Genomic DNA, 13,673 nt, shown 5'->3' with positions numbered 1-13,673 from the left:
CTTCGACAGTGCCGTCGTCGACGAGCTTGGGCAGCCAGTGTGAGTGATCCGCCACTTGTTCTATCTGTGCGGTGTGGTGATCTGCCGTACTGCGTCGACGACGGCGTCGCGGTGCCGGGCCAATCGTCGCGTTGACCATGGGTCGCTTCCGCTGGTTGGGCTCATGCCGCCTGTGAGGCTGAACCAGGCTTGGGTCAGCGCCAGCACGAAAGCCACCAGGTCCTCCGGGCCGAGCTCCGGCTCGACTCGACCCTGCTCCTGGGCCGCCGCCACGGCTGTGGTCTTGGCGGTGTAGGTGGCGACCTCCTGGTCGGTGGCGCCGGGGCGTTCCAGCAGCTTCCAGGAGAGCAGCCGCATCAGGTCGGGGTGGGCGATCAGGTTGTCGAAGATCTGTCCCGCGACTCCGGGGATGTCCTCGGCGTCGAAGGGCACTGTCTCCGCGCCCACGTCGAGCACCCGGTCGATCACGGCGTCGAACAGTTGCTCCTTGTTGCCGAAGTAAGCGTGATCGACTTCGACGGCTCGACCGGTCCGGAGGGCCACCCCGACCTCAAGGGGTTCGGTACCGACACGGCTTTTGTGTTCTGGTTGCGCGACGGGGTCAGTGAGGGGCGTGCCGCGCACGTCGGTTTCACCGCGCCGTCGAAGGAGGCGGTCGACGCGGCGTACGCGGCGGCCATGGCGGCGGGCGCGACCGACAACGGCGCACCCGCGGACCGTCCCTACTACGCTCCTGGGTACTACGCGGCCAGCGTCTTCGATCCTGATGGGTACAGCCTTGAGTTCACGTACAAGGCGTGGCAGCACTCCAAGGACTGACCTGGGCTTTTCGCAAGGTCGCGTTGACGGGCGGTGGTCCGGCTTGCTCCGATTCAAGGCGGCAGCCCCAGCACCGACACGAGAATGCAGGCGACTCGCCCGTGATGGCCTCGACGCCCATGGACGGCGTCCGAACGCCGTTTCAGTTCAGAGGCAGTCGCCGGCCGACGCTCAGTTGTCGTCGAAGGCGTCCTGGTCCCGGAAAGGACGCAGCCCTGCGGCCGGCGATCAGGCGTCCCTCCCGAGTGGTATCCGGCCGGCGGTCGCCCGCGGGTGGGGAACCAAAGTGAGCAACTCTGCGGAGTACCCCGAGCAGGGGTGGCGAGATTCAAGGAGCCTCATCACCGCTCAGCAATTGGTGGTCGGCCAGTTGCGGCAGTCGCAGCCGGAACGGCAGCCACAAGCGTCCGCCTCGGCGCCGGCGGCCGGGGCCGTCGCGGTGGCCGGGGTCGCGCAGCAGCCTTTGCCCTGCCAGGCGTCTCGGCCTTCCTTGATGGCGATGGCGGCGATGACCAGGGCGGCGATGGGGTCGGCCCAGGACCATCCGAGGGTGGCGTTGAGGACCAGGCCGATCAGAAGCACGGGGGACAGGCCTGGTGGACCTGCTCGCCGAGTGCGGCGACACCGAAGAGACCCCGATTCCCGTCGCGTTCGAGACCTCCCGCGGCCAGCTGGTCGCCGTGCTACGGACCGGCAAGCGGCAGGGGTTCGCGATCAACCCGATGGCCGCCTCCCGCTATCGCGACCGTCACTCCGTTTCGCGCAAGAAGTCCGACCCCGGCGACGCCCTGGTTCTGGCGAACATTCTTCGCACCGATATGCGCGCCCCCCGGCCGCTCCCGAACGACAGCGACGACCTTGCCCAGGCGGTCGCCGTCCTCGCCCGGGCCCAGCAGGATGCCACCTGGAACCGGCTACCCGACAGATTGCCAACCAGCTCCGCTCCCTGCTGCGCGAGTACTACCCCTCCGCCCTGGCAGCGGCCGACGGGTGGAAGAACGGTCTGTGCCGGACCGAGGTTCGCGAGGTCCTCCGGACGGCTCCGACCCCGACCCGCGCGGCCCGGCTGACCCGCACCCAGCTCCAGGCCGCCCTCAAGCGGGCTGGCCGACAGCGCGGGGTCGAGGCCGAAGCCGAACGGCTTCGCGACATCTTCCGGGCTGACTGGGCCCATCAGCCTCTGCCCGTCGAGGACGCGCTCGGCAAACAGATGCTCGCTCTCCTCATCCAGATGGAAGCCGCCTGCACTGCTGCCGATAACCTGGCTGAGGCGGTCGAAGAGGCTTTCCCTCAGCACCCGGACGCTGGTGAAGTAGGCCGCCGACGAGGTACCCATGGCTCGGGTCCTTTTCCGACGGCCCCTTCCCGAACCGTGCGGACTAGTTTCCCAGTACACGGCTCTCCGGTGATCGATTCCGAGTGGAGACTGTGGCCCGTCCCGCGTGGATGCGCTGGTGGCATTTTTGGCAAACCACGAGGGTTTTGCGCCTGCGTTCTGCCATCTGGCGAATCCACGGACCCGGGTCCGGTCGGCCTGGTCGCTTGAGGTCTGCGAGCTTCCTGACGTGGTGGACTTGCAGCCCTGTCGTTGCCTCGCACATCTCACAGCGTCCGGCAAGGAGCCGACGAATCAGCTCGTTTTTCCGATTCCCCATGACCGGCTGGACGTCGGACATAACGGTGGTGTGTTGCCGCCGCAGAGTGACTCCGCCGAAGCGGGCGACCAGTGGCTTCCTGCCGTCCTCGCGCTGCACCACGACTGCGAAGCACCTTCTCGGTCCGTCAGGAGTATCGACGGTCGCCTTGTACTTGCGCACCATCTTGTTGACGGTGGAGTCGTGTTTCGCAGCCAGGGTCCTGAGTAAGGAAACTGTCATGACCCAGCGCAGGCGGCTCAGGCGGCACACGTTCTGTGCCATCAGGTAGTACTGGACGATGCCCCGATACTCCGCTCCGTACTTGTCGACGATGGTGAAGTCGGCATCGTGCAGGAGCATGTTGCGGTGCCAGGGCTTGCCCCGCTGCATATAGCGAGCACACCGATCCCGGATGACGGCCATCGGCACGTAGAGCCCAATTTCGCCGTTCACCGCTCGGCGTCCGGCGGTGATCTTCGTGTCGGCATGCTGGGATTTGACCTCATAGCCGAGGAAGTGTGCCGCCTGGCTGGAGGCATGCGTGATCAGCGTCTTCGACTCAGAAAGTTCCAGCCTGAGTTCGTCACGCAGGAACGTACGGATCTGGGACTTGATCTCCTCGGCCTCGTGCTTGGGACCGGCAAACCCCAGGAGAAAGTCATCGCAGTACCGCACGTACCGAAGGCGCCGGTAGCCGGGATCGTCCGGGTCCTGGCTGGGCAGGAGACGGCGCTCACGCCGAAGCGCGTGCAACGTTCCCAGGTCCCCACGCCGTTTCGCCGTGTCGATCCGGTTCTCGATGTCTCGGTAGGGCGGATAGGGACGACGACGCCTCCCGCGGGTGTAGTCCGGGATCAGATGCTGTTCCACGAACTGGTCAAGTCGGTCCAGGTAGATGTTGCACAGGACAGGCGAGGCCACCCCGCCCTGTGGGGCGCCACTCAAGGTGGCGTTCCACTTCCAGTCCTCCAGATACCCGGCCTTCAGCATGTGACCGACCAGCCGCAGGAACCGGCCATCGTGGATCTTCTCCGCCAGGATCGCGAGCATGACCTCGTGGTCCAGGCTGCCGAAGCAGTCGGAGATGTCCCCTTCGATGAACCAGTGCGTCCCCTTCCAGGTATTGACCACCTCGCGTAACGCGGTGTGGCATCCCCGGCCGGAGCGGAATCCGTGGGAATGATCGGAGAACTGGACGTCGTAGTAGGCGTCCAGCAGGAGCCGCACAACCTCGGCGACCAGCTTGTCCGACCATGGAGGTAGGCCCAGAGGCCGCCTCCCGACTTTCTTCGGTATATAAACCCGCTTCACCGCCGACCAGCGATACGACTCCGAGCGTAGGCGCCCGATGATCGCGTCTATTTTGGCCAGCGACATGCCGTCCACGGTTTCTCCGGTGACTCCCGGCGTCATCGCCCCTCTGTTCGAGTAGATGCGCCCGTAAGCCATCAGGAATAGCTGCGGGTTGAACAGCTTCCTATACAGCCTTTCCAGTGGCAGTCCCTTCCTGCCACGCTCTCGAATGACGTCCAGTACCGTTTCGGCATTCTGCATTACGCATACCTCCCTTCACTGGACATCCCTTTCACCTGTGCCCCTTCGCCTTGTGCTCCGGCTTTCCCGGGCTCCTTGGCGGATCGAAACTTCCGCGACTACTACGGGCACTCCGTCACCATGGGGCGCGCGCCCTGTAGGTGATCCCGTGGTACGTCTTCGCTGTACGTGTCGAGCACGACGTAGGCCGCCCACTCATCTCCTTGACCACCCTCGTTGGGCGGCGCCCCGCGCCACAGAGGCTGCCTCAGCCTGATCTCTATGCCGGGGCATGGCGCGGCGTCGGTAACAGGCGTTGTTCCGGCGGGCGTGACAGCTTTACACCTCTTTGGAGATTGGACTTCAAGCAATCCAGCCTTGGCCATATCGCGCGGGTCTCGCGGCACCTCACCCTGAACGCCTCCAGGTGACCACCGCTTTCCTGGCATGCGATTGTCCCCTCGCGCTTTCGCGTCCAGGTAAGCCAGGTGACCCAAGAACATTCCTCTGAGTTCCTCCCAACTGCGTCGGGGATACAACGAAGCGCCTCACGGCGCACAGACCATCCTCAGCTTCCCCGGTCTCAGCGTTCAGCTCGGCGCTCGGGTGCTCGCCGAGATCGGCGACGACTGTAACCGATGCGCCGACTCCCGCGGCCTGAAGGCATACACCGGCTCCTCACCCATCACCAGGGCCTCCGGCAAGAAGTCGTCCATCATCCGCCGGTGGGTGAAGAACGACCGCCTCAACCACGTCGGCTACCCCTGGGCCTTCTCCGCGATCACCGCCACACCGGGCGCCAAGGCCCACTACCGCCACCGTCGCGATGAGCGCGGCGACTGGCACGCCGCTGCACAGCGCAACCTTCTCAACCGCATGATCGGTCAGCTCTACCACTGCCTCCAGCACCGCAAGCTGTTTGACGAAAACACCGCCTTCCCTGTCCACGCGGCCGCCGCCGCATAACCGCGGGCGGCACCTCTGCCATGCTGGCCATCTCGCAAGGGCGGGAGAGACGTGACTGAGCCGATCGCCGGATTGATCATGGGCCGAAACCTGCGCGCCTTCCTGGAACTGCTGTCCAGCTACGCGGACTACGCCTTCGACGAGACCGACTGGGACACGATCGAACTCGGCATTTTCGACACCGACGACGAGAAGCCCGACGGCTGGTACGCGTATCCACTGGTGGGCTCGAGTGCCACGCTGGAGGTCAGCCTGGCCCATTCCGTCGGCAGCGAGGTGATGTCCATCCGCGTCGCGGGGGCTGAGAGCCCCGAACTCCGACTTCGGACCGACACCCTCCTGACCGCATTCTTCAGCATCTGACCACCGTCATGTTCGACTGAACCACCCGAAGCCCGCTGCCACTTGACGAGTTGGACCCCACGCCGGTTCCCGACCGGTCACGGGCAACCGCAACGGTTGCAAGGCGTGGGAACTTTCCGGTGCGAAGGCCGCCGTCGGCCGGGCCACGGTCATCGCGGACGGGGCTATCGGAGCACCGGCCTGCTCATTCCGCACCGCCGTGAACGCGGCCAGACCGAACTGCCAGCTTGGAAAGAGGAGCACGATACCTCCCACCGCAAGGTCCGGGCCCGCGTCGAGCACGTCGTCGAGCGGATGAAGGCATGGAAGATCCTTCGTGACTGCCGCCTGAAAGGCGACGGCGTTCACACCGCCATGCTCGGCATCGCCCGGCTGCACAACCTCGCCCTCGCGGGGTAACTCCCGCCCCATACGGGACCAGAGAGGTCCAAGGGAGGTGGTTCCCCACCTCCCCGGCTCGGAGAATGTTCAGTCGATACAGAACTCGTTGCCCTCGATGTCCAGCATCGGGATGCACGACTCGTTTTCCTCATCGGCGTACAGCGTTTGCACGTGGGTCGCACCGAGCGCGACCAGTCGTGCGCACTCGGCTTCGAGCGTGGCGAGGCGCTCGTCCCCCACGAGCCCGGTGCCGACCCGGACGTCGAGATGCACCCGGTTTTTAACGATTTTCCCTTCGGGGATGCGCTGGAAGTACAGGCGCGGGCCCGCGCCTGAGGGATCACTGCAGGCGGACCATGATCCCTGCTTCTCAGGAGGCAGGGTGCGGTTGAAATCATCCCAGGTGGTGAACCCCTCCGGTGGCGGCGGTATGACGTACCCCAACACTTCACACCAGAAGCGAGCGAGGCGCTCAGGTTCTGCGCAGTCAAAGGTGACTTGGAACTTCTTGATCTCTGACATCGGCGCACCGTACCGCGTACCAGGGGGACCCCGCCGCTCATTTCCCCGGGCGGATCCGCCCGTCACCCGTCGCATCCTGGGGCGCCTTGGAAACCAAGTGATCAAACCGGACAGGCCACGAGAACGACGCGACCGTGGCGGCGGAGCGCCACAGTAGTCCCCAGGATCCAGTCCTGACCAACCACCTTCAGGCCAAGATCAGTTGCGGGACAACCCTTGATGGACGGGGCAAACCTGCTCTGTTGATCCCCTCACCCTTCGTGTGACCTTGTGCGGTCTCTTTGCGTGATCTTCTCCGGCGTGTGAGTTGGCTCGGGAGTGTCGTGGAGAGCCTGCGAGAGCCGCAGTTCGTTCCCGAGGCTCGGTTCGATCACGGTGAGCCGATACCCGAAACCAACGGCACCCAGGCGAAGATCCGGGACTGCAACGACGGCCAGAACCAGGCCTGGACGTACACGTCCCGCCAGGGGTTCGTGGTGTACGGCAACAAGTGCCAACGCGTACAACCTGGGCACCGCCAACGGCACCAAGGTCCTGATCTGGGAGTGCAACGGGCAGAACAACCAGAAGTGGAACATCAACTCGGACGGGACCATCACGAACGTCAACGCCGGGTTGTGCCTGTACGCGTGCAACGCGACGACGAACAACGGGACGTCGCTGGTGCTGTGGACCTGCAACGGCGGGACCAGCCAGCAGTTGAGTCAGAGTTGATCTGGTAGTCCTGTGGGCGCGGGCGGATACTGCCCGGCGGCGCCCACGCGCATGCCGGACAGAGCCACAACGGGCACCCGCCGCGAGGTCACACCTTGTCCCGGGGACTCGCCTCTCCGCTCAGCCCTGCGCGCATGGCGAGCAGCCCGGCCTGTACCCGGCTCTCGCAGTGCAGTTTCTCCATGATCCGAGAGACATGGGCCTTCACGGTCGGCACGCGCAGGCCCAGCCGCCGGCCGATCTGGGCGTTGCTCAGCCCGTCCGCTATCGCCACCAGCACCTCCCGCTCGCGTGGTGTGAGCGAGGGCAACTGGGGCGGCACGGCCGGCGGTGGCTCGGCGGCCGCCCGGGCCACCAGGTGGTTCACCGCCTCGGGGGCGAGGGCATGGAGGCCGGCCGCGGTGTTCCGTACCGCGTCGAGGACCTGACCCGGCTGGGCGTCCTTGAGCAGGAAGCCATGGGCGCCGGCCCGAAGCGCCGGCAGCAGATAGGTTTCGGCGTCGAACGTGGTCAGCATCAGGATCCGCGGCGGTACGGGCAACGCGGACAGTTCCCTGGCGGCGCCCACTCCGTCCAGGCCGGGCATCTGCACGTCCAGCAGCACCACGTCAGGGGTCACACGAGCACAGGCCTCGACCGCGGCCCGCCCGTCGTCGGCCTCGGCGACCACCGTGATGTCGGGAGCGGTCTGCAGCAGCAGGCGCAACCCGGTGCGGACCAGGGCCTCGTCGTCGGCGAGCAGGACCCGGATCACTGAGCCTCCCCGGCGGGTTCTGCCCTCATCGTCTCCTGCTCCCGATTCGGTGCGGGCGGGGGGACGGGCAGCCGGAGCAGGAGGCGGAACACGCCGTCCCGGTTCCCGGTGTCCAGGGTGCCGCCGAGGAGCGCGGCCCGCTCCCGCAGACCGCGCAGGCCCAGGCCCGCGCCCTCGCCGGCCGCCTCACCGGGCAGGCCGGTCACCGGATTGGTCACCTCGCACTCCAGGTACTCCCCGTCCACCCCCAGCCCCAGCGTGGCGCGGGCGCCGTGGGCGTGTTTGCGGATGTTGGTCAACGCCTCCTGGACGATTCGGTAGACCGTGTGCTCCACCGCCGGCGGCAACGGCCGTTCCCCGGCCCGGAGTTCCGTCACCCTCGCGGACCACGGCGCCCAGTCGACGGGCACGCCCGCCACCGCCGAGTCGGCCAGCAACTGGGGCAGATCCCGCAGTGCCGGGCCTGGTTGGAAGGAACTCTCGACGGTCTCCGGGTCACGCAGCACATCGAGAATTTGGCGGAGCTGAGCCAGCGCGCGCCTGCCGGTGACTCTGATCAACTCGCCGGTCTCGCGGGCTCGCTCCGACTCCTGCGGGTCCACACTCAGCGCACCCGCGTGCAGCGTGATCAGGCTCACCTCGTGAGCCACCACGTCGTGCATCTCACGCGCCAGCGCGGCCCGCTCCTCCGCACGGACCCGGCGGGCGATCAGCAGCGCCTCCCGCTCGGCCCGCTCGGCGCGCTCGGCTAGCTGCTCCAGCCTGGCATGCCGGTACCGGATCACCGTGCCGCGCCAGACGGGCGCGCCGACCAGCAGGGCTGACCCCATGACGCCCACCACCGGGGCGCCCAAGGTGAACTGGCTGAGCACCGCGGCGGCGTAGACGCCGTACCGCAGAGGGCTCGCTGCCCGCCGTTTGGCCAGCGAGTACATCGCAAACGGCAGGGCCGGCTGAACGGTCAGCAGGCTCGCTCCGGCGACCACGGCCGCCACCAGAGTGGGCCGATCGCGCCGCCAGGCCAGCAGGAGCCCGGTGGCGCACTCCAGGACAAGGGAGACCGCGAGCGGCAGTGGCAGCAGGGACCGCGGTGCGGCGGCCGGCAGGAGTCCTCCAGAGGCGATCAGCCCTGCCAGCACCCAGGCAATCGGCTCGGAGGGCCACTGGATCCGGGCAGGACGAGCTGCCACCGAGGCAGGCGCAGAGGAAACGGACACGTGTTCCAAGGTAAAGGGCCCTTCGGTTGATCGTTCCGGGAACCGCCGCCGACCCGCGCACCGTGGCCGCGTCCCGCCGGGACGGAGCGTGCCCCGGTGGGCCGGCGTGAGACCGAGTGGCTCAGGGCGTGGTGCTCTCACTGCTCTTGTCGTTGTCCTGGGCGGCCTCGTCTTCGGCGGACGGCAGGGCCTGGGTGGCGGTGACCTTCCCGTCCCGGTAGCAGATCTGAAAGGTCTGCTTCTTCTCCAGGGACACGTGCTTCTGCAGGTAGTAGTCACAAGTGGTGCCGGCCGGCGGCTTTGGCTTGTCCTGCGGCTGGAGACCGCCGGGCTCGCCGAGGCGGTCGCGCACGGCGTCCCGGTTCTCGCCGACGTGAACGCCCTTGAACTGGACCGTGGTGATCATGTGCGAGGTGATGTCGCTCGCGGCGTGCCTGATGCTCAACCAGAGACCGACTCCGGCGAGCACGGCGAGTCCCAGAATTCCGAGCAGGATCTTTCCGGCAAGGCTCACGGCAGAACTCCTTGGCTATGGGGGGGTACCGACGTCCTTTGACGTCGCCCAAGCAGTCTGTTCCGGCACTCCGCGCCGATCGTCGCCCTGGACGAGGAACCCGACCCCCGACTTTCGTATCCCCCCACGTCCTCCGTACGGAATTAGCCGCCGGCAAGCCCCGACATCGTTCCGCTGCGAAGGACTGCCGGTGATCTTGGTGGTCCCCGGTGCTGCAGCCTGATCATCGGGCATGCTCGGGCTGTTCCGAAGGCTGAATCAGTTGTCGAGGTGTCCGTTGTCCGTCCGCCCCCGTCCCGGTGCGCAGGTCCCGTCTCTCACCGCGCAGGTCGCGCGGGCGAGCAACCCGGGTGGCACGACGGCGATATGGGTACGTGACCGCCTCGACGGGCTGTAGAACGACGAGGACTTCGCCGACTGGTATCCACGTCACGGTCGTTCGAGCCTCTCGCCTGCCCAATTGGCCGCCGTCTGTGTGCTGCAGTTTCTGCTCGGCTTGTCGGACCGGCAGGCCGCCGAGGCGGTGCGCTGCCGCATCGACTTCAAGTACGCCCTCGCGCTGGAGCTCGATGATCCCGGCTTCCACCACAGCGTGCTGTCCGACTTGCGAGAGCGCCTCGCCGAGGACGACCGTGCCGACCGCCTCCTGGACCTCGCGCTGGTTCGACTCAAGGATGCCGGGCTCGTGCGTGAACGCACCACGCGGCGCACCGACTCCACCCATGTGCTGGCCGCGGTGCGCGACCTGACCCGGCTGGAACTGGTCACCGAGGCGGTCCGTGCCGCGCTGGAAGAAGTAGCACGCACGGCCGGGCATCTGCTGGTCGGCCTGGCCGACGAGGACTGGGGGCGCCGCTACGGCCGTCCGGTCCGTTTGGGCAAGAACCCCACTCGGCCCAAGACCAGGATCCTCGCCGCCGGCGACGACGCCTGTCGGCTGCTGGAGCATCTCCACCGGCACGGACCGGGCCGCCGGCCCGGCCCGCAGGCAGAGGCCCTGCGGCAGATCGTCGTGCAGAACTACTACCGCGACACGGCGGGCCGCCTGCGCTGGCGCACCGCTGATGAAGGCGGCCTGCCGCCCTACTCCTTGGCGGTCGTCTCTCCCTACGACACCACGGCACGCTATGTCCGTCGCTGGCACATCATCCGCTGGAAGGGGTTCGCGGCCCATCTCACCGAGACGTGTGCCTCCGGCAGCGTCAACGTGATCACGGATGTGGCCACCACCTCGGCCGCCACGAACGACGCTCAGTCCCTGCCCGGCATCCACACCCGCCTGGCGCGTCGTGGACTGCTGCCCGCCGAGCACCTGGTCGACGGCGGCTACATCTCCCTGGTCCACCTGGAACGAACCCGCTGGGCCTCGACGCTCGCCCAGTACAAGCGGACCGCCGCACTGGGCGGCACCTTCGTCCTCCTCCCGCACGACCTGTGGGGCGCGGATGGCACCACCAGCCAGGGCTGGCCCGGTGACAACGGCGACTGGACGCAGTTCGATGCCTTCGTCACCCAGCTCATCAGTGACGTCAAGGCCAACAACATGACGGTCCAATGGGACCTGTGGAACGAGCCCGACGGCAGCGGCTTCTGGGGCGCCTCGCAGACGCAGTACCTCCAGATGTGGTCCCGCTTCTACGCCAAAGTGCGCGCCGCGCTCCCCGCGCAACTCATCGTCGGCCCCAGCATCGCCGGCCAGCCCAACTCCTCCAACACCTGGTGGACGACGTACCTGGCTTACATCAAGGCGAACAACCTGGCCCCCGACATCTACAGCTGGCACGACGAGCCCGGCGACCCGGTCACCGACGTCGGCCGCGCCAACTCCACGCTTACTGCGGCCGGGTTGACCAACACGCGGCCGTACCAGATCAACGAGTACGCCACCCTGTCCATGCAGTCCCCGGGCGGCGGAGCCTGGTTCATCGGCCGCCTCGAACGCGCCGGCGCGGACGGCCTGCGCGGCAACTGGGCCTCGGGCACCGGCCTGCACGACGACGAGGCCAACCTCCTCACCAAGAACAGCGCCGGACAGTACCTGCCGCTCGGCGAGTGGTTCATGTACCGCTACTACGGCTCCCAGACCGGCAACATCGTCAACCTGATACCCGGCACCGGCACCGACGGCCTGGCCACCAAGGACAACTCCGCGGGCAACGCCAAGGTGCTGCTCGGCAGCAGCGGCAACACCGGCACCGGCACCGTCACCCTCAACCTGACGGGACTCAACACCACGTCGGTCGTGGCGAACAGCCAGGTCCGCGTCGTCGTCCAGCGCATCCCCTACAACAGCGGGGCCGCGGTGACCGGCCCGGAGACCATCGCCGACACCACCCTCACAGTCAGCGGCAATGCCCCCTCGGTGAGCCTGCCGTGGACGAACGCCAAGGACGGCTACACCGTCACCCTGCTGCCCCCGTCCAACACCACCGTCTCCACGGTCGCCGTCAGCCAGAACAGCGGCCAGTGCCTGGACGACACCAACCGCTCCACCGCCAACAGCACGCAGTACCAGCAGTACTACTGCGAGGGCGGCTACCAGCAGATGCTCGACCTCAAGCCGGTGAGCGGCAAGACCAACACCTACAGCGTGGTCGACGAGCTGAGCAGCAAGTGCCTGGACGTCTCGGGAGCGTCGACCGCCGACGGCGCTGCCGTCATCCAGTACACCTGCAACAACGCCACCAACCAGCAGTTCACGCTCAATCCCGTCACCGCGCTCGGCAACAGCCACGACTACCAGCTCGTCGCCGTCCACAGCGGCAAGTGCGTCGACGTGAGCAACGTCTCGACCGCGGCCGGCGCGCAGATCCACCAGTGGACCTGCGACGCGGCAAGCGTACTGAACACCAAGAAGAACCAGATCTGGCGGCTGCTCGGCAAGAGCTGACCGCCGTCACGTACGACGATGGGGAGGGGCGGTTGAACTGCCTCTCCCCATCGAAGGCGTTGCTTCAGGAGGCCTGCCGCACCGGCAGGACGATCGCGGAAGGGCGTGCGGGGTCGTGGAAGACCTGCTGGTTGTCGGCGCGGAGGGTGACGGCCGTGGCGCGCTGGTCACCGGTTCCGGTATTGCGGTTGAAGCGGGGGAAGGCACCACTGGAGACTTGGACGCGGATGCGGTGGCCGCGCTTGAAGCGGTAGGCCGTCGGCCAGAGTTGCACCGTCGCGCACGTCGTGTCGTCAGCGTCGGTGAGGCTGATCAGACCGTCGCAGACGTTCGTTGAGCGCCCCTTCTCGTCGACGTCGCACAGGCGGACGAACACGTCGGCGTACGGCACGCTGGAGCGGAAGAAGATCTCGGCGCTCACCTCGCCGATGACCTCGACGTCCTGGTCCAGAGCGGGAGTTGTGTAGGTGAGGACGTCGGAGCGCGCCTCCAGCTTGGCGTTGTCCACACGGCCGTACTTCTGCAGGGTCCACATCCGTACGCCGCCGAGCGCGGGGGTCGGGTCGGCCGGGTCGTAGTGGTACTCGTCCGGAGTGGACTCGACAGGTAGATCGCCGGCCAGGGCACCTCCGGGCTGGAGGTGGAAGCGCTGCGGCTCGTATCCCGGGGGCGGCCAGGCGGGGAAGTCGCGCCACTTGTCCTCGCCCATGACGAACAGGCGCACCGGGGCGCGCTCCGGTATGCCTCGCCCCTGGCGAGGGCCAGGCCCCATTCCAGCGCCTCGCGGGTGGCCAGCCCGTCCGTCGCCGTCGCCCAGTGCGCCCAGGGGCCGATCGTGACCCTGTGCGGCGTGGCCGGTCCGGTCCGGGGCAGAGTCTGGAAGTCGCGCAGCTGGTTGGGCAGGAACAGGTCGTACCAGCCGCACACCAGACTCGACGGGACGGTGATGTCGGCGACCTTGTCGACATGGTCGGCCGCCTGTCAGAACGGGCCGTCGCCGTCGTGATGGAGGACGTTCTGGAATTAGCTGTTGCGGTGCCCCAGGAGCCCGACGTCGGCCTGGCTCAGCGGCAAGGTGCCCATGGCCCGCAGGATCTCCCGCTCCTCCAGCGCGTTGCGCACGTTGGCGAACCGGCGTTCCTGCCGTTCGACCTGGACCGCCCAGGTGAACGGGGTCTCCAGGGCGAAGCCGCCCTCGCGGTTGAACGCCATGGTGAAGGTGGCGTTGGACACCACCGGAACCATGGCCTTGACCTGCGGCGGTACGGCGTCCGCCACCGACCACTGCGTGTAGCCGACGTAGCTGGCGCCGACGAGCACGATCGACTCACCGGCCCACGGCTGCTTGGCCACCCAGTCCAGA

The 13,673-nt window shown here is 67.3% G+C and carries 11 protein-coding genes and 5 pseudogenes; 7 read left to right on the top strand and 9 right to left on the bottom strand.

What is annotated here, in order from left to right:
- Positions 1-60 precede the first annotated feature (60 nt).
- A complete protein-coding gene (locus OG798_RS02255) occupies positions 61-468 on the bottom strand; it encodes a hypothetical protein (RefSeq protein WP_328756054.1) in 408 nt (135 codons plus the stop codon).
- A 36-nt stretch (positions 469-504) separates the two neighbouring features.
- Here OG798_RS02255 and OG798_RS02250 point away from each other — a divergent pair, with 36 nt between their 5' ends.
- Positions 505-819, top strand: a complete 315-nt coding sequence (locus tag OG798_RS02250; RefSeq protein WP_220788972.1) for a VOC family protein — start codon at positions 505-507, stop codon at positions 817-819.
- Between the two features lie 348 nt (positions 820-1,167).
- On the opposite strand, the pseudogene OG798_RS02245 reads toward OG798_RS02250, so the two are convergent.
- Positions 1,168-1,410, bottom strand: a pseudogene (locus OG798_RS02245) (cation transporter); the annotation flags it as partial.
- Between the two features lie 2 nt (positions 1,411-1,412).
- On the opposite strand from OG798_RS02245, the pseudogene OG798_RS02240 reads away from it, so the two are divergent.
- Positions 1,413-2,125, top strand: a pseudogene (locus tag OG798_RS02240) (IS110 family transposase); the annotation flags it as partial.
- A gap of 73 nt (positions 2,126-2,198) precedes the next feature.
- Here OG798_RS02240 and OG798_RS02235 read toward each other — a convergent pair.
- Positions 2,199-4,010 carry a reverse transcriptase/maturase family protein gene (locus OG798_RS02235; RefSeq protein ID WP_328756053.1) on the bottom strand — a complete coding sequence of 604 codons (1,812 nt, stop codon included), beginning with the start codon at positions 4,008-4,010 and terminating at the stop codon, positions 2,199-2,201.
- A 534-nt stretch (positions 4,011-4,544) separates the two neighbouring features.
- Here OG798_RS02235 and OG798_RS02230 point away from each other — a divergent pair.
- From OG798_RS02230 to OG798_RS02220, 3 genes and pseudogenes are all read left to right on the top strand, one after another.
- Positions 4,545-4,955, top strand: a pseudogene (locus tag OG798_RS02230) (transposase); the annotation flags it as partial.
- A gap of 51 nt (positions 4,956-5,006) precedes the next feature.
- Complete coding sequence (locus tag OG798_RS02225; RefSeq protein WP_121417987.1) at positions 5,007-5,318, top strand: hypothetical protein; 312 nt, start codon at positions 5,007-5,009, stop codon at positions 5,316-5,318.
- A gap of 70 nt (positions 5,319-5,388) precedes the next feature.
- Positions 5,389-5,717 (top strand): annotated as a pseudogene (locus OG798_RS02220) (transposase); the annotation flags it as partial.
- 69 nt (positions 5,718-5,786) lie between these two features.
- Here OG798_RS02220 and OG798_RS02215 read toward each other — a convergent pair.
- Positions 5,787-6,221, bottom strand: coding sequence for a VOC family protein (locus OG798_RS02215; protein ID WP_097227227.1), 435 nt, complete (start codon positions 6,219-6,221; stop codon positions 5,787-5,789).
- Positions 6,222-6,613: 392 nt separating this feature from the next.
- On the opposite strand from OG798_RS02215, the pseudogene OG798_RS02210 reads away from it, so the two are divergent.
- Positions 6,614-6,935, top strand: a pseudogene (locus OG798_RS02210) (ricin-type beta-trefoil lectin domain protein); the annotation flags it as partial.
- A gap of 88 nt (positions 6,936-7,023) precedes the next feature.
- On the opposite strand, the gene OG798_RS02205 reads toward OG798_RS02210, so the two are convergent.
- The 3 genes from OG798_RS02205 to OG798_RS02195 form a co-directional block, all read right to left on the bottom strand.
- Positions 7,024-7,689 carry a response regulator gene (locus OG798_RS02205; RefSeq protein ID WP_097227228.1) on the bottom strand — a complete coding sequence of 222 codons (666 nt, stop codon included), beginning with the start codon at positions 7,687-7,689 and terminating at the stop codon, positions 7,024-7,026.
- On the bottom strand, positions 7,686-8,906 hold the full coding sequence (locus OG798_RS02200) for a sensor histidine kinase (RefSeq protein ID WP_328756051.1): 1,221 nt from the start codon (positions 8,904-8,906) through the stop codon (positions 7,686-7,688). Before OG798_RS02200 ends, OG798_RS02205 begins: the two co-directional genes overlap by 4 nt.
- Positions 8,907-9,027: 121 nt before the next feature.
- The gene (locus OG798_RS02195; protein WP_328756049.1) at positions 9,028-9,420 is read right to left on the bottom strand and encodes a hypothetical protein; all 393 of its coding nucleotides are present in this window, start codon (positions 9,418-9,420) and stop codon (positions 9,028-9,030) included.
- A 460-nt stretch (positions 9,421-9,880) separates the two neighbouring features.
- Here OG798_RS02195 and OG798_RS02190 point away from each other — a divergent pair, with 460 nt between their 5' ends.
- On the top strand, positions 9,881-12,310 hold the full coding sequence (locus OG798_RS02190) for an RICIN domain-containing protein (protein WP_443053693.1): 2,430 nt from the start codon (positions 9,881-9,883) through the stop codon (positions 12,308-12,310).
- 64 nt (positions 12,311-12,374) lie between these two features.
- Here the strand turns inward: OG798_RS02190 and OG798_RS02185 are convergent, their stop codons facing one another.
- Both OG798_RS02185 and OG798_RS02180 read right to left on the bottom strand, forming a co-directional pair.
- The gene (locus OG798_RS02185) at positions 12,375-13,034 is read right to left on the bottom strand and encodes a CocE/NonD family hydrolase (RefSeq protein WP_267060197.1); all 660 of its coding nucleotides are present in this window, start codon (positions 13,032-13,034) and stop codon (positions 12,375-12,377) included.
- 299 nt (positions 13,035-13,333) lie between these two features.
- Positions 13,334-13,663: a CocE/NonD family hydrolase gene (locus OG798_RS02180; protein WP_328756047.1), complete on the bottom strand. Its 330-nt coding sequence runs from the start codon at positions 13,661-13,663 to the stop codon at positions 13,334-13,336.
- Positions 13,664-13,673 lie beyond the last annotated feature (10 nt).

It is taken from the genome of Streptomyces sp. NBC_00271 (assembly GCF_036178845.1).
Classification (GTDB): domain Bacteria; phylum Actinomycetota; class Actinomycetes; order Streptomycetales; family Streptomycetaceae; genus Streptomyces.
This window is presented reverse-complemented; position numbering and strand designations above follow the sequence as displayed.